This is a genomic window from Nonomuraea cavernae (assembly GCF_014646355.1).
In the GTDB taxonomy this organism is placed as follows: domain Bacteria; phylum Actinomycetota; class Actinomycetes; order Streptosporangiales; family Streptosporangiaceae; genus Nonomuraea; species Nonomuraea cavernae.
This window is the reverse complement of sequence record NZ_BMNH01000033.1, coordinates 53,473-73,863: the sequence shown is the minus strand read 5'-3', so window position 1 is coordinate 73,863 and position 20,391 is coordinate 53,473. Positions and strand designations below refer to the sequence as shown.

Genomic DNA, 20,391 nt, shown 5'->3' with positions numbered 1-20,391 from the left:
ATCGTCTGCCTATGCTGATCCATCCCTGGGACTCCGTCGTCGAGGCGGAGTCCCTCGCCTTTGTCCGCGACAACCAGTTCGGGCACCTGATCGCCGCCGGACGTGGCCGGGACGTCCCGGTGGTGGTGCCCACGCAGTTCGCGCTGGCCGGCGACCGGACCGTGCTGCTCCACCTGGCCAGGCCCAACCCGGTGTGGGCGGCGATCGAGGAGAATCCGAAGGTGCTGCTCGCGGTCGGCGCACCGTGGGCGTACATCCCCGGCGCGTGGCGCGCCGAGCCCGGCACCGATCCCAGGCTCGGCGTCCCCACCACCTACTACTCCTCCGTCCAGCTCACCTGCCACGCCGAGATCGTCACCGACGACGACGGCAAGCTGGAGATCCTGCGCCACCAGCTGGCCGATCTCGAGCCCGACGCGGGCGACCCCGCCGAGATGCCCCGGCTGCTGTCGGGGATCAGGGGCCTGCGGCTGGCCGTCGAGGAGGTCCGCGGCAAGTTCAAGTACGACGGGCACCGGGACGCCGCGTTCCGCGGGCGGGTGGCCGAAGGGCTGGCACGCCGCGGCGGCCCCGGCGACGAGGCGGCACTGCGCCACCTCGCCTGACCGCATCCGCACTCGCCAGAGCCCATCGACCGCGACCGGCCCCGTCCGCCGCGCCTGATGCCGTCTACCCCGTCGGCGATGGCCGGACCGCTCCCCCGCCGTCGCGCGGGCGCAGGCGGGCCGCCTTGAGGCCGAGGTGGACGGTCAGGCGGTCGTCGCCGTCGGACAGGTCGCGACCCAGCAGGCGTTCGGCCCTGCCGAGGCGGTAGTAGAGCGTCTGACGGTGGATGCCGAGCTCGGCGGCGGTCTTCTGGGCATGGCCGCCGAGGTCGAGGTAGGTCTCGACGGTGTGGGCCTGCGCCGGGTCCAGCGCCGCCACCTCGCCGGCCAGCTCCCGCAGATCCGCCTGGCCGAGCCGGGCCAGGAGCCGGTGCACGCCGAGGTCCTCCCACCAGGCAAGGGAGGCGAACCGGGGGAAGTGCTCGGCCACGCGCAGGGCCAGGCGCGCCTCCCGCCAGCTCTGCCAGGCGTCGGCCGGATCGTCCCGGGGGCCGCCGATGCCGGCCGCGGTGCCGTACGCGCTCCGGGTGGTCTGGGCGACCTCGCCGGCCAGGCGCGCGGGGACGAGCAGCGCCACCGGCGAGCCGGCCTGGGCGAGCACGCCACGCGGGAGGGTCCACAGCGCGGCGACGCGTTCCTCGGACTCGCGCACGGCGATGGCGGTGACCGGGCCCTCGATCTCGATCGAGGAGCCGGCGCGTTCCTCGGGGTCGGCGGAGAGCAGGGTGCGCAGGCCACTGCCGAGGTCCTGGCGGCCGCGGGCCTCCTGGGCGAGCGCGGCGGCCGCCCGGGCGACGAGCGGCTCCACCCGGCGCAGCGCCTCGTCGGTGAGACTGCCCGAGTCGAGCAGCCACAGGTAGCCGTAGGTCACCTCGCGGTAGCGCAGCGGCCAGCAGACCCGGGCCAGCACCTTGAGACCGGCGTCGGCCGGGATGCGGACGGGGGTGCCGGCCCTTGCGATGCCGTAGCGCTCGAAGTAGTCGCGGACCTCGGGGGTGGCGCGCCTGCGCAGGATCGACTCCTGGCGCACGGTGTCGATGTCGCCGTGCTGCGCCCCGTACGTGAGCAGGCGGAACGAGCGGTCCTCCAGCGTCGCGGACGCCCCCAGCAGGCGGGCGATCTCGTCGACGGTGTCCTGCAGATCAGCCGATTTGTCCATGTGTATGACAGCCTGCCACACCTGGCGTTACGCACGTCGATGGCTGCCCGGTGAGCTGCGGTTTTAGGCTGGAGACATGGTCGGTCAACTTCTTCTTGCCGCTTCCCGGAGCGGGCTGGTGCGGCGTTCCGTGTCGGGGTTCCCGCTCACCCGCAAGGTCGTCGACCGGTTCGTCGCCGGTGAGACGGTCCAGGAGGCCCGTGACACCGTCGTACGGCTCCGCGAGGCGAAGCTGACCGTGACCGTCGACCATCTCGGCGAGGAGACCCGCGACGCGGACGCCGCGGCGGCCACGGCGCAGGCGTACGTGACGCTCCTGGAAGCGCTGCGGCCCCTGCGTCTCGGGGGCGCCGCCGAGGTGTCGGTGAAGCTGTCGGCCGTCGGGCAGGCGTTCGACGAGGGGAAGGCGCTCGAGCACGCCCGGCGGATCTGCGCCGCCGCCGAGGCGGGCGGATCGACCGTCACGCTCGACATGGAGGACCACACCACCGTCGACTCGACCCTCAAGATCCTGCGTGAGCTGCGGGCCGACCACCCGTCGACCGGTGTGGCCATCCAGGCCTACCTGTTCCGCAGCGAGGACGACTGCCGCGAGCTGTCCGCGGCGGGCAGCCGGGTGCGACTGGTCAAGGGCGCCTACCGGGAGCCCGCCGCGGTCGCCCACCAGAGCAGGACGGACGTCGACAAGGCCTATGTACGGTGCCTGCGGATCCTCATGGCGGGGAAGGGATACCCCATGGTGGCGACGCACGACGACCGCATGATCTCGATCACCGAGCTGCTCGCCGACCGGTCCGGCCGGACCCCCGGCGACTACGAGTACCAGATGCTGTACGGGATCCGCACCGATCGGCAGGAGGCCCTGGCGGGGGCCGGCCACACGGTCCGCGTCTACGTCCCCTACGGCGACGACTGGTACGGCTACTTCATGCGGCGGCTGGCGGAGCGCCCCGCCAACATCGCCTTCTTCCTTCGTGCCCTTGGGGGTAAGTGACATGGACGCCATCAGCAACGTGCCGGTGCCCGCGAACGAGCGGGTGTACGGCTACGCGCCCGGCAGCGCCGAGCGGGCCTCGCTGGAGGCCCGGATCAAGGAGCTGGCCGGGTCGTCGATCGACCTGACCATGACGATCGGCGGTGAGCGGCGGCTCGGCGGGGGCACGCCGATCGACGTCGTGCAGCCGCACAACAAGACCGCCGTCCTGGGGCGTGCCAACGACGCCACGGCTCAGGACGTGCGTGACGCCGTCTCCAGCGCGCTGAGGGCCGCTCCCGACTGGCGGGCGCTCTCCTTCGACGAGCGGGCGGCGATCTTCCTCAAGGCGGCCGACCTGCTGTCCGGGCCGTGGCGGGCGACGCTGAACGCGGCGACCGTGCTGGGGCAGTCGAAGTCGGCGCAGCAGGCGGAGATCGACGCGGCCTGCGAGCTGATCGACTTCCTGCGGTTCAACGTGGCCTACGCCCGTCAGCTCTACGCCGAGCAGCCGGTGTCGTCGCCCGGGGTGTGGAACCGGATGGAGTACCGGCCGCTCGAAGGGTTCGTGCTGGCGATCACGCCGTTCAACTTCACCGCCATTGCCGGAAATTTGCCGACATCCGCCGCTCTTATGGGGAATGTCGTTGTCTGGAAGCCTTCGCCCACCCAGCAGTTCGCCGCGCACTTCACCATGCGGCTGCTGGAGGCGGCGGGCCTGCCGCCCGGGGTGATCAACATGGTCACCGGCAACGGCCAGGCGGTCTCCGAGGTCGCCCTGACCCACCCGGCCCTGGCGGGCATCCACTTCACCGGCTCGACCCCGACCTTCCAGCACCTGTGGAGCACCGTCGGCGCGAACATCGCCTCCTACCACGGCTACCCGCGCCTCGTCGGCGAGACCGGCGGCAAGGACTTCGTGCTCGCGCACCCGTCGGCCGACCCCGGTGTGCTGACGACCGCGCTGGTCAGGGGCGCGTTCGAGTACCAGGGGCAGAAGTGCTCGGCCGCGTCGCGGGCCTACGTGCCGCGCTCGCTCTGGACGCGGATGCGCGACGACTTCGTGGGCATGGCCGAGTCGCTGACCGTGGGCGACGTGGCGGCCGACCTGTCGACGTTCATGGGCGCCGTCATCGACGAGCGGGCCTTCGCCAAGCACAAGGCCGCCATCGACCGGGCCCGCGAGACGTCCGGCATCGACCTGATCACCGGCTCGTACGACGACTCCGCCGGCTACTTCGTGAAGCCGACCATCATGGAGTGCGCCGACCCGACCGACGAGATCTTCGTCAAGGAGTACTTCGGCCCGCTCCTGGGCGTGCACGTCTACGACGACGCCGACTTCGACGCGGTGCTCGACCAGATGGAGAGCGTCTCGCCGTACGCGCTGACCGGGTCGGTCATCGCCCAGGACCGCTACGCGATCGCGTCCGCCTCGGAGCGGCTGCGCTTCGCGGCGGGCAACTTCTACGTCAACGACAAGCCGACCGGCGCGGTCGTCGGCCAGCAGCCGTTCGGCGGGGCCCGTGCCTCGGGCACCAACGACAAGGCGGGCTCGATCTTCAACCTGATCCGCTGGGTCAACGCCCGCACGATCAAGGAGACGTTCGTCCCGCCGACCGACCACCGCTACCCGCACATGGGCTGACCCTTCGCGGCAGCCAAGGAACGACGCCCGGGTCTCACCTGCGAGACCCGGGCGTCGTCATGCGGGGGCCGCCCCCCGCGGAACGTGCGTGGCCGACGGGTACGCGATCCACATCGGATACCGCGATTCTCCTCACACGGGGCTGATCGTCGCGGCGACGGTGGCGCCGAGCTCCCAGCAGGCCTCCAGCGCGTCCTTGCCGGGGGCGCCCGTCACCGTCGCCGGCCGCTGGACCCGCTCCCAGCCGAGGCCGGTGGCGATCGACTCCACCGCGCGGACGGCGCCGGTGGTGTCGTTGTTGCCGTGCACGTACAGCGCGTACGGCAGGCGGCGGGTCTCCTCCAGGCAGGGGTAGTAGACGGTGTCGAAGAAGTGCTTGAGCGCGCCGCTCATGTAGCCGATGTTGGCCGGGGTGCCCAGGATGATCCCGTCGGCCTCGAACACGTCGACGGCGGTGGCGGCCAGCGCCGCGCGCGTGACCACCTCCACGCCCTCGACCTCGTCGGTGGTGGCGCCCTCGCGCACCGCCTCGAAGAGCTCCCGCAGCGTGGGCGAGGTGGTGTGGTGCACGATCAGCAGACGCCGGACATCTCGCGACACGGTGCCGATCTTCTCATGCCGGATGGCGGGGAGGTTCCGCCACCCGGCAGTCGTCCGCCGAGGTCAGCGCAGGTCTAACAGGCGAGTGCGACGTCCGTGCCGTCACAGGCGGTCAGGAGCCGTCCGGGTCGGGGGCGGCGGGCCGGGCAGGCCGCCGGTCAGCGTGTCCTCCGGCAGCAGCGGCACGTTGGCGTCCCGGACGTAGTAGGTGCGCAGCCGGTCCGACTCGCGCAGCAGCCGGTGGAGATAGCGGCCCAGCACCGCCAGCGCCGCCAGGGTCACCCCGGTGAGCAGAAGCTGGGTCGCGGGCAACGCCGTGCCGCCCGCCACCCCGAGGTAGCCGAGTGCCGAGAGCAGCAGCGCGAGCGCGCCGCCCAGCGCCCCGGCCGCGTACAACGCGACGAGCGGCCGCAGGGAGAAGCCGAAGAACAGCTCGAAGGAGTGCGCCGCGAGCCTGGCCAGGCGGAGCTTGGACCGCCCGGCCGTCCGGGGCCGGTGCGCGACCGGGGTGGCCGTGTAGCGGGCTCCGACCAGGGGCACCGCCGGGATGAACCAGGGCAGCCGCAGGTCGGTGATCGTACGGGCCAGGCCGGTGCGCACCAGCCGGAAGGTGGAGGCGCCACGCGGCATGCCGATGCCGAAGATCCGCCGGGCCGCCCAGTGCAGCCCCGCCGAGCCGGCCCGGCGGACGAGCGGGTCGCGCCGGCCGATCCGCTCGCCGAAGACCACGTCGTAGCCCTCGGCGGCCTTGGCGAGCAGGGACCAGATCTCCGCCGGCGGCACCTGGAGGTCGGCGTCGCACTGGACCGTCCACGGCCGGCTCGCGTAGCGGAACCCGGCGGCCATGACCGCGTCGATGCCGAAGTTGCGGGTGAAGGACAGGTAGCGGACCCGCGGGTCCGTCTCCGCCAGGCGGCGGATCCGCTCAAGGGAGTCGTCGGAACTCCCGTCGTCGACGAAGAGGATCTCCAGCTCGCCGATCTCCTTCAGCTCCGCGACCAGCTCGTGGTAGGCGGCCTCGACCTGCGCGCCCTCGTTGAAGCAGGGCACCAGAACGGTCAGTCCGGTCGTCACATCCGTCTCCTCAGCGCGAGTCCCAGCACCAGTCCCTGCGCTCCCAGCGCGTACACGGCTCCGGCGGCGCCGGCGAGCGGGATCACCAGCGCGCCCAGCGCGGCGACCACCGCCCAGGCCAGTACGACGGCCAGCGCGCTGCCGCGCAGGCCGGTGCCGCCGGCGTTCTCCAGCACGAAGATCCCGAAGCCGGCCAGCGCGTTGGCGGGCAGCAGCGTCGCCATCAGCACGCCGAGCGCGACCAGGGAGCGTGTCCCCGCCAGGCCGCCGGCCAGCGCCGCGCCGGCCAGGACCAGCCAGACGGCGCTCCCCCAGACCGCCAGGCCGGCTATGCGGCGGGCCAGGGCGCGGGCTTCGGGGGCGTCCGGCGAGACCATCCGCAGGGCGAGCCGCGGCTGGTAGATCCGCTGCACGGTGTAGACCACGGAGGTGGCGAATCCCCAGCCGAGGATCATCAGGTAGAGGTCGCCGCTCTGGCCGGCGTGGGAGGTGAGCGCCAGCTCCACGAAGAGAGTGCCCACGATGGCGTTGGCCATCACGTCGGCGGCGCCCATCAGCGCCACCGTCCCGGCCAGCAGCCGGCGCACGGCCCGGCGCGGGCGGGCGCCGGAGCCGCGCGGCAGGCCGCGCAGCAGCGCGATGTTCAGCACGGTCATGAGGGCCACCAGCCCCGCCAGGTAGCCGGCGGGCCCGATGCCGGCCGTGAACGCCAGCCCGGCCATGCCGATCATGCCCAGGCCGAGGAGTGAGAAGTGGACCGTGTCGCGACCGTAGCCGCCCAGCGCGCGGTGCAGGGCCACGCCCAGCATGCCGCAGCCCAGGCTGATGTAGTAGGCGATCGCCAGCAGGTAGACCGTGACCGCCGAGTCCGGCGCCAGCGCGAAGGCGACGGCCCCGGCCGCGGCGAAGGGCGGCGGCACGTACCCGACGATCGCGCGCAGCGGGCCGATGAGCTGGTCGCGGGTCCGGCGGGCGCGCGGGATGAGCGTCAGAGCCGCCTTCTCCGGGCCCGACTGGACCACCATGGCCAGCCAGCCGGCCGCGCCCACGGCCGCGGCGTAGACGTTGAAGTCCTCCCGGCTCCACGCGGCGACCAGCACACCCGCCGAGACGTACAGCAGGAGGCGGAAGGTGGCGCGGCCGCCCAGCAGCGTCAGCAGGCGGCGCGGGCCGATGCGGTGCGCCGCGTCCGCGCCCACGGCGTCCGTGGTCACCGCGCGTCCAGCTCGTCGCGGACCAGCCGGCGCAGCGGGCGGTCACCGGTCTCCAGGTAGGTGAGCAGCGCCCGCTGGATGCGCTCGTCGCCGAACCGGTCGCGCACGCCGGGGAGGGACGGCCCCTTGTCGACCCCGAACAGCGCCGTGAAGAGGGTCCTGACCTGCTCGGTGGTGAACGAGGCGGGCAGCGTGAGCAGCCCTTCGACCGCCTCGCGGGCGGGTTCGGCGGCCTGGGGCGCCTCCGGCCAGGTCGTGGACCGGCCCGCCGTGGCGAGCCAGCGCCGCAGGTGGGTGACGCGTTCGAGGACGAACGGCTCGTCCTGGCCGCCCAGCCTGGCGACGGCCAGACGGGTGTCGTAGCAGGTGGCGTGCAGCGCGGCGCACACCTTGGAGAACGCCGGCGGCTTGGCGGGCAGTTGGTCGAGCGGGATCTCGCTGAGCCGGTCGAACCTGGCGCGGGCCTCGGGCGAGGTCCGGGCTGCGGCGGTGAGCGCGTCGAAGTCCTTGTACCAGCCGGCCAGCGTGGCCCGGTCCGGCGCCTCGGGGACCGGTTCCGGGCCGGCTTCCTCCCGTACCCAGCGGACCATCCTGCCCGGCAGGTACGCCGCGAGCGGGTCGTCGGCCACCGGCTCGGGCGGCGCGGGCAGCTCGGGCGGCCCGGCGCCGGCCGACGCGGACGGGGCGGGGCCCGGGCGGTAGAGGGCGCCGCAGGATCGGCAGGAGTAGCGGAGCGGGCGCAGCGGCCGTTTGATCGGCACGGGATGCGGATGCCCGCATTGCACGCAGGTCAAGAGGGTGTCCACGGATCAGAGGGGTACGGCCAGGGCGGCGGAGGGGACCAGGTCGGCGCCGAGGGCGCGCTTGGACTCCGCCTGCCCTTTGCCGAGGACGAGTCCGGTCTTGCCCGAGGCGATGGCCCACTCGACCATGCGGACGTAGCCGTCGAAGTAGAGATGCTTGCGGCCGCCCTCCTCGGGCAGCAGGGCGCCCCAGCTCAGGCAGATGGGCCAGGCGGGGTGGTCCAGGATCAGGGAGAGCCCGAGCAGGGTCCCGGCGCCGTCGCGGTAGGCGATGGCCACCACCTCCTCGCCGCCGACCAGGGCTTCGAAGTAGGGCAGCGGCAGCGGGGCGACCGGGAAGAGCGCGCTGCGGTGCTTGAGGTCGTTCCTGGCGCGCAGGTCGGCCGCCTCGGCCGGGGTCACCAGGTCGCGGGCCGGCCCGACCCGGATGGACAGGTCGGCGGCGAAGCTCCTGGCCCGCCGCCGGAGCGAGTCCCGGCGGGCCCGGTCGAGCAGGGCGTACCACTCCTCGATGCCGGCCCAGGGGGTGGCCAGCCTGGCCAGCGGCTCGGTGGGGAGGCTGACCTTGACCCGGCCCGGCAGGTGTCGCGGCTCGCCGGGCGAGACCTCCCGCCACACCGCGCCCCGCCAGCCGAGGCCGAGTTCGCGGCGGACGCCGCGCAGGTAGAAGCTCAGCAGGTCCCGCCGCTCGCCCGGGGTGGGGTCGCCGGTGAACCACCACCCCTTCTGGGAGCGGTTGGCGGGCGCGTGCACGTCCAGCAGGCCGGCCGGGTCGCGACTGTCGGCGTAGGCGCCCCGGCGCGGCCGGACGCCGCGCAGGGAGGCGGCCACGGCGCCGACCGGGGTGCCCGCCCGGCTCAGCACGGTGAGCAGGAGCGGCGCCTGAGCGGCCCAGGCGTAGGCGCGCAGCAGGTCGTAGCGCCAGGTGACGCTCTGGCCGGCGGCGGCGCGCAGGCGCTCCCAGCCGTCGGGTTCGGGGTCGTGGCGGGGGTCGAACGTCTGCAGGGTGAGGCTCATCCCATCACCCACCGGGGCACGGCGACCAGCTTCATCGGGACGTACTCGAAACCGAGGGTCTTCTTGATCTCCGCTCTGCCCCGGCCGAAGAGAACCCGCTTGGCGCCCGCGTCGATCGCCCGCCGGACGATGCGGACCTGGACGTCGAAGTAGAGGTCCCTGCGACCGCCCTCCTCGGGCCGCAGGGCCGCCCAGGGGCCGCTCACCGGCGAGCTCGGGTGCTCGTAAACGATCCCGAAGGCCAGTAACCGCTCCTCCGAGTGGTAGGAGATGAAGGTGACGTCGTCGCGCCGGAGCAGGCTGTCGAAGTACGCGGGAGGCAGCGGGTGACGGGGGTCGAAGCGGGTGGCCAGCCGGTCGGTGTGCAGGCGGTTCAGCTCGGCCAGCTCCACCGGATCAAGGTCGCGGCGCTGCCCTCCCTCGCGCACCTCCAGATCGTCGGCCTGGGCGATGGCGGCGATCTGCTGGCGCAGTGAGGCTCTGCGTTTCTTCCTGAGCGAGCTGATCCAGCCCTCTGTCGTGGACCAGTTCAGCCGCAGAAAGGTGGTGCCGGGAGAGTCTCGCGTGAACGAACCGCGGCGGGCCACCAGGGACAGCTGGGGTTCGTCCACCATGCGGTAGAGCACGCCGGCGAGCCCCAGCCCGAGGTGCCGCCTCGCCGCCCGCTCGAACCTCCGGACCAGGTCTCGGCGGGTGCCGTCGGGCACGTCGGCGCTGAAGTGCCAGGTCGGCCTGTTGGAGTGGCCGGGCAGGCGGACGTCGAGGAGGATCGGCTCCCGGCGCGGGCGCGGGGGGCGATCGGCCCTCGGCCGGCGCAGCCCGACGTAGACGGCGCCGACCGCGCCGACGATCCGCTCATCGTCCCGGAACACGGTCAGCAGGGGTCGCTCCCATGAGCCTTCGGAGGAGGCGGCGAGGACGTCGTAGGACCAGATGGCGGTCAGGCCCTCGGTCTCACGGAAGTCCTCCCAGCCGGGCGGCTCGGGATCGCGGCACGGATCCAGCACGGACAGTTCCACTCGGCAATCCCCCACGGCGAAATCATCACAACATGGACACAAACCATCAATCGATGACGATCTTCACAGAATACTTCTGCTGTGATCAATATCGTGCCTCATCCGAGGACGGCTCACTTTTCACGGCTCTCACACTCAAGAGGTGGCATGAAGGTCGGAGTTACCGGCGGAAACGGGTTCATCGGTCGCTACGTCTGCGAAGAACTCGCGGACCGCGGCCACGTTCCGCTCGTGTTCGATCACCGGGGACGCGCGGACCGCGACCTCCCCTGGGAAGTCATGCGGGGCGACATCCGCGACGCCACCGCCATGACCGAGCTGGCCGCGCACTGCGACGCGATCATCCACCTGGCCGCCGTCCTCGGCACCCAGGAGACCATCACCAACCCCCGCCCCGCCGCCGAGACCAACCTGGTGGGCGGCCTCAACTTCCTGGAGGCCGTCGCCCAGTACGACCTGCCAGGGGTCTACATCTGCGTGGGCAACCACTGGATGGACAACAGCTACTCCATCTCCAAGACCGCCGTCGAGCGCTTCGTCCGCATGTTCAACGCCCACCGCGGCACCCGGGTGAACAACGTGCGGGTCGTCAACGCCTACGGTCCCCGCCAGCAGGCGGCGCCGCCCTTCGCCTCCGGCAAGGTCCGCAAGATCACCCCGGCGGTGATCTGCCGCGCGCTGAGCGGGATGCCGGTCGAGCTGTACGGCGGCGGCACCCAGGTCTCGGACATGGTGTGGGTCGGCGACGTGGCCCGCGCGCTGGTGTCCTCCCTCGAGACGGCCGCGGCGGGCACGGTGCTCGACCACGTCGTCGAGGTCGGCCCGACCACCTCCTCCACCATCCGCGAGGTAGCCGAGCTCATCATCGACCTGTGCGTGGAGCGCGGCTACGAGCGGGTGCCCATCGCCGACCTGCCGATGCGCCCCGGCGAGACGCCCGACACGGCCGTCACCGCCCGGACCGACACCCTGCGGTCGGTGGGCATCGAGCCGAGCTCGCTCGTCTCGCTCGAAGACGGCATGGCCCGGACCGTGGACTGGTTCGTCAAGTCCCACGGCACCCACTGGAACTCCCCGGAGCCGGCGGCCGGCACGTGAAACGACTGGTCATCCTGGGCGGCTCGGACGGCGCGATCAGCGCCTTCCGAGCCGCCCGGCGACTCGGGCTGACCACCGTCTGCGTCGACATGCGCGCCGACGCTCCCGCGGTGCCCGAGGCCGACGAGTTCCTGCACGTGAGCACCCGCGACGTGGACGCGGTCACCGCCGCCCTGCGCGAGCTGGACGGCGTGCTGGGACTGCTCGCCCCGGGGTCGGACGTCAACCTGCCCGCCCTGGCCGCGGTGGCCGGCCGCCTCGGGCTGCCCGGCGGGCTGCCGCCCGCCGCGCTGCGGGCCTCGACGGACAAGGCGTACTTCCGCGAGGTCTGCGCCCGGCTCGGCATGGCCGGGCCCGCCCACGTCGGCGGCCCCGCCGTCGACGTCCTGCGCGAGGCCGTACGGCTGGACTTCCCCGTCATCGTCAAGCCGGTGGACTCCGGCAGCTCGCGGGGCATCACGGTGTGCGCCGCCGCCCCGGAGCTGGCCGCCGCGGTCCAGGCCGCGGCCGCCGTCTCGCCCACCGCCACGGTGATCGCCGAGGAACTGGTCGTCGGCCGGGACCTGTGCGGAGAGGCGTTCCTCCAGGACGGCCGGGTGGCCCTGCTGGGGCTGAGCGACCGGGTGGTGGCGCCTCCCCACGTCGTGGCGATCGGCCACGACATGGCCCCGCGCGACCCGGAGCTGACGGCGGAGGTCATCCGCCAGCTCGAACTCGTCTGCGCCGAGGTCGGCTACACCGACGGCCCGCTGAACCTCGACCTGTTCGTCACGGGCGACGGCGTGGTGCTGATCGAGATGGGCGCGCGGATCGGCGGCAACGGCATGGGCGAGGCGCTCGGCCTGATGTACGGGGTCGACACCGTGGCCGCGGCCGTGCTGCTGGCCATCGGCGAGCGGCCCGAGCTCACGCCCGGTCCGGCCCGGCACGCCTCGGTCAGGATGCTGCGCGCCGACCGGGCGGGCACGCTCGTCGCGCTGGACGGCGTGCGGGCGGCGCTCGACCTGCCCGGGGTGGCCGACGTGCTGGTCACCGTCTCACCGGGCGAGCGGGTCGCGCCCCTCACCGAGTGCCGGGCGAAGCTGGGCTACGTGCTCGCCTCGGGGACCTCGGCCGGCGAGGTCGCCGGAGTGCTGGCGGCCGTCGAGGACCTGGTGCGGGTCGGCGTCGATGCCGGTTAGGTTCTCGGCGGCGCGCTGGGAACGGGCCTACCGTGAGGTCGTCGCGTCGGCCTTCCGGCGGGTGCCGTTCTACCGGGACCAGTGGGTGGCGGCGGGCCGGGCCCTGGCGGAGCCGGAGCCGACCCCGTCAGCCGCCCTGAGCGGCCAGCTCCACCGCCTGTGCCCGTTCGCCCGGCCCTTCGACCCGTCCAGGGAGCCCTCGTTGTGGATCGGCGACGGGCGTGACCTGCGCGACGCGCTCGCCCTGGCGGGCGCGTCGCGCCGGACGCCCGTGGCCGAGGTGCGCGCCGCGGTGCTGGACCGGCGGGCGCTCGGGCCGCGCGGCCCTCGGTACGGCGCGCTGCTCGCGCCGGGCGCCGACGTCGTCGACGAGGACCGCCGCCGCGCGCTGAACGCCGCCGCGCTCGCCCTGCTCGGGGCTCCGGCCCAGGCCGGGCAGGTGATCGTGGTGGGCGAGCGGGCCGCGCTGGAGGCGCTCGGACCCGAGCTCGACGACGTCCGGGCGCACGCCGTCGAACGCATGACCGCCGCGAGCGCCGTACAGGACCCTCGCCCGGGGGTCCTGTACGACCCGCACCTCGGTTACTTCGCGGCCACCCACCCGGCTTGCGGCCGGGCCCACCTGCTCTGGCGGCGCTTCCACGCCCGCCCGGCCGGGAGGGCGTGGGCCGTCACGGCGCTGCGGCGGCGCAGGCCCGTACTGCTCGACGTGCTCCCGGACGGCTCCGGGACACCGGGCGCCACGACACTCACCACGGGGACGCCGGCCACGGCCGTCTGCGCCGACCACGGCACCCCCGTCCTCACCACACACTGACTGGGGATCGCATGCAGAGCACAACCTCCTCATTCTGGCGGGACAACCGCGTCGCTCTGGCCATCGGCGCGCTGGCGGTGGCACTGGCCGCCATGGTCCGGTTCGTCATCCCCTACGAGCAGGAGATCACCTCTCTCTGGATCCTGCTGGCCAAGCTGACACCCCAGATCGCCGCCTTCTTCGCCGTCGCCTGGCTGGACGTGGCCTGGGCTCGGCGGCTGCGACTGCACCTGGTGGCCGTGCCCGCGGTCTTCCTGGCCTTCCTGTGCTACTTCGTGCCGGCGACGTTCATCACCGCCATGGACATGGCCGACGGGAAGGCCGTGTTCGAGGACCTCTACCTGCACGTCGTGGTGTCCGTGCCGTTCCTCATGGTCGCGCTCACCCTGGCCTACCGGCTCGGCGGCGGCTCGCGCGAGGGGGTCCTGCGGACCGGCGCGGCCATGACGATCCTGCAGATGTCGGGCCTGGAGGACCTGATGGCGGTGCTGATGAACCGGAGCCTGGACGGGATCCCCGAGGTCTGGGGCTGGGCGCACCACATCACGGTCCGGCTCGGCCACGTGGCCACCCGCGAGGAGGCCTTCGCCTTCATCGCCGTGCACGTGGTGCTGGCCGTGCTGGCGCTGGCGCTGCCGAGACGGCTGTTCACCGCGCTCGGCAGCCGCCTGCGCCCCCGCACCGCCGGGTGACGCCCCGGCCTGGCGGTCAGACCTCTGTCTGGTACGGGGTCACGGCTTGGTCAGCCGGACCAGGAATCCGTCGTGATCGGTGTGGGTCAGCCCGTACTTGTTGGTACCGACGAAGGAGAAGTCGTTGGTGAAGATGACGTGCTGCACGTCGCCGTCGCCCTTGCGGACGTTGCCGGACGGCACGCACTTCTGGACGTTCTCGGGGTCGGCGGTGTCGTACTCCAGGTTGAAGTCGCCGCCGACCACCGTCTTGCCGGACACGCCCTCCTGCGACCTGATCGAGGGCACCGCGTTGAACATCAGCGCCTGGCACTGGGCCAGGGCGATCGGCTCGCTGGAGGAGCTCAGGTGGGTGGCGCAGGACAGGTGGTCGCCGATGGCGTAGGCGCAGGCGAAGGTGCGCATCTCGTTGCCGGAGTCCTGGGTCGTGTAGCGGCCCGCCCAGCCGTTGACTCCCCGCCACTGCGCCGCGGGGACCCTGCCGAGCACGGCGTTGCCGTAGCTGTCGCCGTTCGTGCAGGTGATGGGATTGCCGGTCTGGCGGTGAATGGCCGGATAGAAAACGTAGTAGGTCCAGTCGCCCGGCCAGGCCTCGGCCAATGAGGGATGCAGGTAGTTCGGCAGGTCGTTGGAGCAGATCTCGTTCAACGTCACCAGGTCCGGGGCGAGGTGGTAGATCAGGTCGCCGCCTTCGAAGATGGCCTGGCCGCCGGCGTAGCAGCCGGCGTGACCGCTGTTGCACAGGTTGAGGTGGAGCTCCCTGAAGGGGCGCGCGGCCGCGGTGGCGCCCCCGTCCGTCCGTCGCACGCCCGGTGCGGCGGCCGGCCTGGCCTTGCCGCCGCGGGCCTTGGCCGTCATGACCCCGGCCTGGGCGCCCATGGGGGCGGTGCTCCGCGCGGGCAGCCGCTGGACGGTCTCCGTGGGGGCGGCGGTGGCGGCGGCGGCGGGGGGCACGCTGCTCAGGGCGAGGACGAGGCCGGACGCGGCGGCCAGGGCGGTCATCAGGCGTCGGACCATGCGGACATGCGGGGATGTCACGAGCACTTCCTCCATCAGGCAGGGGGCAAGCGCCTTTCGACGCCTTTGATGTCCGATCGTGAAGACGAAAAGGAGGGACGGAAAGAGCCTTTACCCCCTAGAGAAAAAGCGACAAATCACCATAAAAGATCTTGACTAGCCGCAGTCTGACATGGTGAGGTGCCGAATAAAACGGCAGTCGAGGCGTAAGGGAGATGAATGGGCACCTTACGAATCCATTTCACAGCGGACGACCTCGCGCGCGTCACGCTGGCCGATGCGCACGACCCTCTCTGGGAGATGATCCTCACCCGGTTCCGGTTCCGCGACCGGGTCCGTCCGCTGGCCTTCCGCCCCTGGTTCGAAGAACTCCATGCCGAACCCGCCAGGACCGCGCAGATGCGACAGGGCGCCCGCCTCCTCGACTCACTCGTGCCGAGCGGGCCCTACTTCCCCGATTTCCTCACCCCCCATGAGGGGCTGCTCAGCATCGAACGCGGGCTCGCCGCGCTGCTCGGCACGCCCCGAGGGCGGCTGGCGGCCGAGCTGTGGCGACTGGCCCGCCACCACAGTCTGCCCGGCTGGGTGCGGCCCCTGGCCGAGGGAGACCTCGGCGCGCTCAAGGGACTGGTGGCCGCGCTGCGCGACTACCACGAGGCCGCGGTGGCCCCCTTCCACGAGCTGATGACCGCCGCTGTCGCCGTCGACCGCGCCTGCCGGGCCCACAGCATGCTCAGCGGCGGGGTCGACGGGCTCTTCGCCGGGATGCGGCCACTGTTCCGCTGGACGCCCCCCGTCCTGCAGACCGACTACATCGTGGACAAGGACCTGGTGCTCGGCGGACGCGGCCTGCTGCTGGTGCCCTCCTACTTCTGCCACCGTGCCCCTCTGACGCTGGCCGATCCCGAGCTGCCGCCGGTGCTGATCTATCCCATCGAACAGCGGCACCGCTGGCGGCAGCCGGTGACTCACCGCCGGGACCTCGGCGCGCTCATGGGCGCCAACCGTTCGGCCGTGCTGCACGCCCTCGACCGCAGCGCGACCACCACGCAGCTGGCCCGGATGCTGCGCATCTCACCGGCGGCGGCCAGCCGCCACGCCACCGTGTTGCGCGAGGCCGGGCTCATCGAGACCCGCCGCGACGGCATCGCGGTCCTTCACACGCTCACCCCGCTCGGCGCGGCGTTGCTGGACGGCTCCACCGGCCACCTCTCCGCCTGACCCCTCCCGCGCCCCCGCCCGGCCCCCGCCCGGCACGGCGTCAGGGGGAGCCGGAGACGACGGCGAAACGGGCGTCGTGCGGGTCGACCAGGAGCGCCATCCGGCCCACACCCTTCACGTCCTCCGCCGGAGCGTGCACCGTGCCGCCGAGCTCGCGGCAGCCGGCCACGGTCGCGTCGCAGTCGGACACCGCGAAGTAGGCCAGCCAGTGCGGCCGGTCACCGAGTCCGAGCGGGGTCACGCCTCCCACGGACGGGTCCGCGCCGGGGGCGCAGCCGGCCGGTGAGATCAACGCGTAGGTCGTGTCCCCCATCGGCACGTCCTCGAACCGCCAGCCGAAGACCGACTCGTAGAAGCCGCGGATGGCCGTGGTGTCCGGCACGTGCAGCTCGATCCAGGCCAGCGAGCCGGGTTCGTTGACCAGCTCCACGCCGGGGATTCCGGCGGGACGCCAGATCGCGAAACGGGCGCCGGCCGGGTCATCGAACTGCGCCATCTCCCCCTGTGGCTCCAGGTCCACCGGCGGCATCAGCACGGCGCCGCCCGCCAGCTCGATGGCCCGGGTGGTGGCCTCGCACTCCCGCACCTGGAAGTAGGGGATCCAGGCCGAGGTGACCGCCTCCCCCATGAGCGCACCGATCCCGGCAACGGTCCTGCCGCCGATCTGGCAGAAGGCGTATTCGGGCACCTGCTCCTGGAATTCCCAGCCGAACAGGCCGCCGTAGAACCGCTCCGTGACGTCGATGTTCGGGCTGTCGAGCTCGATCCAGCACGGTGAGCCGGGCACAAACTGAGTGGTGAGCATATGCGTTCCTTTGTCACTGTGTGATGGTGGCCCCCTCCCCGGTACGGCCGAAGGCGGAAGCCCGCCGTGCCGTCACGGCCCGGCGGCGCCCGTGCCGTCAGGGCGAGCGGCTCGTGAGGCGATGCTCCGACAGGGCGGGCACGTCGACCTCGTCCAGAGTGGTGACGACGAGGTCGGCGTTCGCGGCGGTCAGCAGCGGCTCGTCGTCCGCCCGGGCCACCCCCAGCGCGGCCATCCCGCCGCCCTTGGCCGCCTGGATCCCGCTGACCGCGTCCTCGACCACGAAGCACCGATCGGGTGCGACGGCGAGCGCCGCGGCCGCGTCCAGGAAGATCTCCGGATCCGGTTTGCCGTGCGCCACGTCGTGCCCGGACATGTCGGCGTCGAAGAAGTCGAGCAGGGTCAGGCCCGGCCGGACGAAGTCGTACGTCAGGCCGTGCTCCTCGGCGAACGTGTCGAGCCGGATCTGCCGCAGGAAGAGTCCCGCGTTCCTGGACGACGAGGCCGCCGCCGTCGGTATGCCCGCCGCCCGGACGGCCAGGACGAAACGCAACGCGTCGGGATAGGCCCTGAACCGCCTGGCCTCGACGAGCCGGATCAGCAGCTCCTGCTTGCGCGCCGCGTAGGTCTCGACCCGGTCCTCGGCATCGGGCACCTTGAAGTACTCGAGGCCCGCCAGGGCCCCGCTCATCCGCGGCTTGCCCGACATGACCCGCTGGTAGACCTCCGGGGTGAACCGGTCGTCCGACCATCGGCTCCGGTCGCGGACGTCGGCCCAGGGGCCCTCCATCAGCTCGCGCAGCGACTCCTTCCAGGCCGCTTCGTGTGGCGAGTCGACGAGGACGCCGTCGACGTCGAAGATCGCTCCTTCGAATCCTCCTGTGGGCATGCCGGCTCCCCTCTGCCGTCGCTCACGGATCACTGGTGCGCCGACGACTCCTGCGGGGGGAGGGTGAAGACGCACATGCCGTTCGGGGACAGCTCGCGGGTCTCGTCGCCGACGGCGACCCGCAGCGGCCCCCGGAACCCCTCGGCGTGGGCGAGCACCGTCAGCTTGTCTCCGTCGACGGCCACCCGTACGGAGGTCCCCCTGAACCGCACCGGGAACGAGACGCCGTCGAGCCGGTCGAGCAGCCGCGGCTCCAGGCGCAGGATGTCACCGGTGACGCTGGTGCCGACGAAGCTCCGCTGCAGGAGGTCCAGCGTGCCGGACATGACGCCCATGTGGATGCCCTCCTGGGTGGTGCCGCCCTGCACGTCGCTCACGTCGCTCTCCAGCGCCACCATGAACCGGTCCCAGGAGGTCGGCGGGTGGAGTCCGGCCAGCACGCCGGCGAAGGTGACGAGGCTGAGCGTCGAGCCGTGGGAGGTGCGCTCGTCGTAGTACTCGATGGTGCGCCGCGCCAGGTCCCGGTCGTAGGCGTGGCCGAGCCCCTCGAACAGCGTCCGCAGCTCGTCGGGTTCGAACAGGAAGAAGAGCATCACGGCGTCGGCCTGCTTGGCCACCTTGTAGCGGTTGGGATCCTTGCCCTCGGCCTTGAGGATGCGGTCCATGCGCTGGATGTTGGGGTACTTGGCGCGGTAGTGGTCCCAGTCGAGCTCCTCCAGCTCGGCGTAGCCCTCGAACTGGCTGATGACGCCGTCGTGGAAGGGGATGTACATCCGGCGGCTCATGTCCTTCCAGGTCGCCAGCTCCTCGTCGGTCACCTCCAGGTGCCGGCGCAGCATCGCGGACCGGCTGGTCGGCAGCAGGTCGAGCACCAGCGGGGCGGTCGCGGCGATCCAGGCGGCCATGGCGTTGGTGTAGGCGTTGTTGCGCAGGCCCGGCTCCTCGGCTCCGGGGTAGCGCTCGTGGAACTCGTCGGGCCCCATCACGCCGTGGATCTCGTACCGTTGCCTGTCCGTGTTGTAGTGGGCGATCGACGCCCAGAAGCGGGCGATCTCCAGCATCATCTCGGCGCCGTAGTCGCGCAGGAACTCCAGGTCGTCGGTCGCCTGGAAGTAGCGCCAGACGTTGTAGAAGATGGCCGCGTTGACGTGGCGCTGGTTGTGGCTGAGATCGGGTTCCCACTCTCCCGACAGCGGGTTGAGGTGGACCCGCTGGGTCTCCTCCGTTCCGTCGCTGCCGCTCTGCCAGGGGAACATCGCGCCTCTGTATCCCGCCTCCGAGGCGGCCGCCCGCGCCTCGGTCAGCCGCCGGTACCTGTAGAGCAGCAGGGCGCGGGTGATCTCGGGCAGACGCAGGTTGAGGAACGGGTAGACGTAGAGCTCGTCCCAGAAGACGTGCCCGCGGTAGGCCTCGCCGTTGAGGCCGCGGGCGGGCACCCCGGCGTCGTGGCGGGCGGTGTGCCGCGAGCAGACCTGCAGGACGTGGGCGATGTGCAGGCGCAGCAGCAGCTGCGCGCGGGGTTCGCGAGGGAGCTGGACGTCGCAGCAGTCCCACAGCTCGGTCCAGGCCAGCTCGTGCTCGCGCAGCGCCTCGGCGAAGCCGGGGTAGCGCAGCACGTGGCGGCCGGCGGCCGTGAGGGGTTCGGTGATCGCGTTGTCATGGGAGGTGAACAGCGAGACCTGCTTCTCCACCCGCGCCGGACGGCCCCGCTCGACGTCGAAGGCGAGCACCTGCTGGATGTAGTCCTGCATCTGGTGCAGGCGGCGTTCGGCCGCGGCGGGCTCCTCGCCGTGGAACACCCGTGTGCGGGCCGCCTGGGCGATGTAGATGTCCGACTGGCGGGTCTGCACCTTGAGGGCGATGACCTCGGGGCCGAACGTCCGCGGTGACACGGGGTCGAGGTGGCGCCCTTCCAGCTCGCGGTAGCGGGCGACGATGTGGTTGGTCATCCGGCCGTCGAGCGCGGTCACCACCTCGACGCGGCCCGACCAGTTCTCCGGCACCAGGGTCCACTCGATGCAGGCCTGGTGGCTGTGCGCCATGCTCACGAACCGGCGGCTGGTCAGCCTCGTCACGCGGCCGGCGGAGTCGCGGAAGCGCAGCTCGCGCCGCACCAGCGCGAGGCGGATGTCGTAGGTGTGCCGATAGCCGAGCACCTGGACGTTGGACATCCGGACCGCGGGCTCGCCCTCGATGCGCAGCTTCAGCACCAGCCAGTTGGGCAGGTTGACCAGGTCCTCGTTCAGCACCGGGTGACCGTCGAAGATCGTGGTCTCCCGGTTGTAGCCGCCGTGGGCGTAGGTGCCGGGGTAGTGGACGGCGCCCACGTCCTCCCACTCGGCGGCCCCGCGGGTGCAGAAGTAGCCGTTGCCCGTCGAGGTCATCGCCTCGCGCAGCAGCTCGGACTCCGGGTCGAAGTGGTCGTAGGTGAGTGCGTAACCCTGCATGGCGCCCCCCGAGCGCGTCCGGAGCCGTCGACACGCCGGGATGGACCGGGGCATCGCGTCCTTCGGGGTTCAGAGCGTACCCACTAAACCATGACAAAACCGTCTATATCGG

19 protein-coding genes are annotated in these 20,391 nt (G+C 72.2%); 8 read left to right on the top strand and 11 right to left on the bottom strand.

Going from position 1 to position 20,391, the window contains the following annotated elements; translation table 11 throughout:
• The first annotated feature begins 11 nt into the window (after positions 1-11).
• Positions 12-605 carry an FMN-binding negative transcriptional regulator gene (locus IEY82_RS33895; RefSeq protein WP_189128355.1) on the top strand — a complete coding sequence of 198 codons (594 nt, stop codon included), beginning with the start codon at positions 12-14 and terminating at the stop codon, positions 603-605.
• Positions 606-669: 64 nt separating this feature from the next.
• Here IEY82_RS33895 and IEY82_RS33890 read toward each other — a convergent pair whose 3' ends face one another.
• The gene (locus IEY82_RS33890; RefSeq protein ID WP_189128354.1) at positions 670-1,764 is read right to left on the bottom strand and encodes a PucR family transcriptional regulator; all 1,095 of its coding nucleotides are present in this window, start codon (positions 1,762-1,764) and stop codon (positions 670-672) included.
• A 76-nt stretch (positions 1,765-1,840) separates the two neighbouring features.
• On the opposite strand from IEY82_RS33890, the gene IEY82_RS33885 reads away from it, so the two are divergent.
• Both IEY82_RS33885 and pruA read left to right on the top strand, forming a co-directional pair.
• On the top strand, positions 1,841-2,758 hold the full coding sequence (locus tag IEY82_RS33885) for a proline dehydrogenase family protein (RefSeq protein ID WP_189128353.1): 918 nt from the start codon (positions 1,841-1,843) through the stop codon (positions 2,756-2,758).
• 1 nt (position 2,759) lies between these two features.
• Positions 2,760-4,385, top strand: coding sequence for an L-glutamate gamma-semialdehyde dehydrogenase (gene pruA, locus IEY82_RS33880; RefSeq protein ID WP_189128352.1), 1,626 nt, complete (start codon positions 2,760-2,762; stop codon positions 4,383-4,385).
• 132 nt (positions 4,386-4,517) lie between these two features.
• Here the strand turns inward: pruA and IEY82_RS33875 are convergent, their stop codons facing one another.
• From IEY82_RS33875 to IEY82_RS33850, 6 genes are all read right to left on the bottom strand, one after another.
• Positions 4,518-4,985 (bottom strand): flavodoxin family protein, encoded by a 468-nt coding sequence (locus tag IEY82_RS33875; protein WP_189128351.1) that lies wholly within the window; start codon positions 4,983-4,985, stop codon positions 4,518-4,520.
• 102 nt (positions 4,986-5,087) lie between these two features.
• Positions 5,088-6,059 (bottom strand): glycosyltransferase family 2 protein, encoded by a 972-nt coding sequence (locus tag IEY82_RS33870; RefSeq protein WP_189128350.1) that lies wholly within the window; start codon positions 6,057-6,059, stop codon positions 5,088-5,090.
• On the bottom strand, positions 6,056-7,273 hold the full coding sequence (locus IEY82_RS33865; protein ID WP_189128349.1) for a hypothetical protein: 1,218 nt from the start codon (positions 7,271-7,273) through the stop codon (positions 6,056-6,058). The genes IEY82_RS33870 and IEY82_RS33865 overlap by 4 nt, the downstream gene beginning before the upstream one ends.
• Complete coding sequence (locus IEY82_RS33860; RefSeq protein WP_189128348.1) at positions 7,270-8,034, bottom strand: hypothetical protein; 765 nt, start codon at positions 8,032-8,034, stop codon at positions 7,270-7,272. The genes IEY82_RS33865 and IEY82_RS33860 overlap by 4 nt, the downstream gene beginning before the upstream one ends.
• Positions 8,035-8,082: 48 nt before the next feature.
• On the bottom strand, positions 8,083-9,093 hold the full coding sequence (locus IEY82_RS33855) for a hypothetical protein (RefSeq protein ID WP_189128347.1): 1,011 nt from the start codon (positions 9,091-9,093) through the stop codon (positions 8,083-8,085).
• The gene (locus IEY82_RS33850; RefSeq protein ID WP_189128346.1) at positions 9,090-10,112 is read right to left on the bottom strand and encodes a GNAT family N-acetyltransferase; all 1,023 of its coding nucleotides are present in this window, start codon (positions 10,110-10,112) and stop codon (positions 9,090-9,092) included. The genes IEY82_RS33855 and IEY82_RS33850 overlap by 4 nt, the downstream gene beginning before the upstream one ends.
• A gap of 147 nt (positions 10,113-10,259) precedes the next feature.
• On the opposite strand from IEY82_RS33850, the gene IEY82_RS33845 reads away from it, so the two are divergent.
• The 4 genes from IEY82_RS33845 to IEY82_RS33830 are packed head-to-tail and all read left to right on the top strand — an operon-like array spanning position 10,260 to position 13,900.
• The gene (locus IEY82_RS33845) at positions 10,260-11,210 is read left to right on the top strand and encodes an NAD-dependent epimerase/dehydratase family protein (protein WP_189128345.1); all 951 of its coding nucleotides are present in this window, start codon (positions 10,260-10,262) and stop codon (positions 11,208-11,210) included.
• Positions 11,207-12,391, top strand: a complete 1,185-nt coding sequence (locus tag IEY82_RS33840) for an ATP-grasp domain-containing protein (RefSeq protein ID WP_189128344.1) — start codon at positions 11,207-11,209, stop codon at positions 12,389-12,391. Before IEY82_RS33845 ends, IEY82_RS33840 begins: the two co-directional genes overlap by 4 nt.
• Positions 12,381-13,208 (top strand): hypothetical protein, encoded by an 828-nt coding sequence (locus tag IEY82_RS33835; RefSeq protein WP_189128343.1) that lies wholly within the window; start codon positions 12,381-12,383, stop codon positions 13,206-13,208. Before IEY82_RS33840 ends, IEY82_RS33835 begins: the two co-directional genes overlap by 11 nt.
• A gap of 11 nt (positions 13,209-13,219) precedes the next feature.
• Positions 13,220-13,900 carry a hypothetical protein gene (locus IEY82_RS33830; protein ID WP_189128342.1) on the top strand — a complete coding sequence of 227 codons (681 nt, stop codon included), beginning with the start codon at positions 13,220-13,222 and terminating at the stop codon, positions 13,898-13,900.
• A gap of 39 nt (positions 13,901-13,939) precedes the next feature.
• Here the strand turns inward: IEY82_RS33830 and IEY82_RS33825 are convergent, their stop codons facing one another.
• Positions 13,940-14,917, bottom strand: a complete 978-nt coding sequence (locus IEY82_RS33825; protein WP_189128341.1) for an endonuclease/exonuclease/phosphatase family protein — start codon at positions 14,915-14,917, stop codon at positions 13,940-13,942.
• A 219-nt stretch (positions 14,918-15,136) separates the two neighbouring features.
• Here IEY82_RS33825 and IEY82_RS33820 point away from each other — a divergent pair, with 219 nt between their 5' ends.
• Positions 15,137-16,138 (top strand): ArsR/SmtB family transcription factor, encoded by a 1,002-nt coding sequence (locus IEY82_RS33820; protein WP_189128340.1) that lies wholly within the window; start codon positions 15,137-15,139, stop codon positions 16,136-16,138.
• 40 nt (positions 16,139-16,178) lie between these two features.
• Here the strand turns inward: IEY82_RS33820 and IEY82_RS33815 are convergent, their stop codons facing one another.
• The 3 genes from IEY82_RS33815 to IEY82_RS33805 all read right to left on the bottom strand — a co-directional run bounded on the left by IEY82_RS33815 (position 16,179) and on the right by IEY82_RS33805 (position 20,279).
• Entirely contained in the window at positions 16,179-16,943 is a 765-nt protein-coding gene (locus tag IEY82_RS33815; RefSeq protein WP_189128339.1) for a VOC family protein, read from the bottom strand.
• A 97-nt stretch (positions 16,944-17,040) separates the two neighbouring features.
• A complete protein-coding gene (locus IEY82_RS33810; RefSeq protein ID WP_189128338.1) occupies positions 17,041-17,832 on the bottom strand; it encodes an HAD family hydrolase in 792 nt (263 codons plus the stop codon).
• Positions 17,833-17,861: 29 nt separating this feature from the next.
• On the bottom strand, positions 17,862-20,279 hold the full coding sequence (locus IEY82_RS33805; RefSeq protein ID WP_189128337.1) for a glycoside hydrolase family 65 protein: 2,418 nt from the start codon (positions 20,277-20,279) through the stop codon (positions 17,862-17,864).
• Positions 20,280-20,391 lie beyond the last annotated feature (112 nt).

What these genes read in the sequence shown, in the direction of transcription:
- IEY82_RS33895 (WP_189128355.1), top strand. Translation starts at nt 12, where the DNA reads ATGCTGATCCATCCCTGGGACTCCGTCGTCGAGGCGGAGTCCCTCGCC.
- IEY82_RS33890 (WP_189128354.1), bottom strand. Translation starts at nt 1,764, where the DNA reads ATGGACAAATCGGCTGATCTGCAGGACACCGTCGACGAGATCGCCCGC.
- IEY82_RS33885 (WP_189128353.1), top strand. Translation starts at nt 1,841, where the DNA reads ATGGTCGGTCAACTTCTTCTTGCCGCTTCCCGGAGCGGGCTGGTGCGG.
- pruA (WP_189128352.1), top strand. Translation starts at nt 2,760, where the DNA reads ATGGACGCCATCAGCAACGTGCCGGTGCCCGCGAACGAGCGGGTGTAC.
- IEY82_RS33855 (WP_189128347.1), bottom strand. Translation starts at nt 9,093, where the DNA reads ATGAGCCTCACCCTGCAGACGTTCGACCCCCGCCACGACCCCGAACCC.
- IEY82_RS33845 (WP_189128345.1), top strand. Translation starts at nt 10,260, where the DNA reads ATGAAGGTCGGAGTTACCGGCGGAAACGGGTTCATCGGTCGCTACGTC.
- IEY82_RS33835 (WP_189128343.1), top strand. Translation starts at nt 12,381, where the DNA reads ATGCCGGTTAGGTTCTCGGCGGCGCGCTGGGAACGGGCCTACCGTGAG.
- IEY82_RS33830 (WP_189128342.1), top strand. Translation starts at nt 13,220, where the DNA reads ATGCAGAGCACAACCTCCTCATTCTGGCGGGACAACCGCGTCGCTCTG.
- IEY82_RS33825 (WP_189128341.1), bottom strand. Translation starts at nt 14,917, where the DNA reads ATGGTCCGACGCCTGATGACCGCCCTGGCCGCCGCGTCCGGCCTCGTC.
- IEY82_RS33820 (WP_189128340.1), top strand. Translation starts at nt 15,137, where the DNA reads ATGGGCACCTTACGAATCCATTTCACAGCGGACGACCTCGCGCGCGTC.
- IEY82_RS33815 (WP_189128339.1), bottom strand. Translation starts at nt 16,943, where the DNA reads ATGCTCACCACTCAGTTTGTGCCCGGCTCACCGTGCTGGATCGAGCTC.
- IEY82_RS33810 (WP_189128338.1), bottom strand. Translation starts at nt 17,832, where the DNA reads ATGCCCACAGGAGGATTCGAAGGAGCGATCTTCGACGTCGACGGCGTC.
- IEY82_RS33805 (WP_189128337.1), bottom strand. Translation starts at nt 20,279, where the DNA reads ATGCAGGGTTACGCACTCACCTACGACCACTTCGACCCGGAGTCCGAG.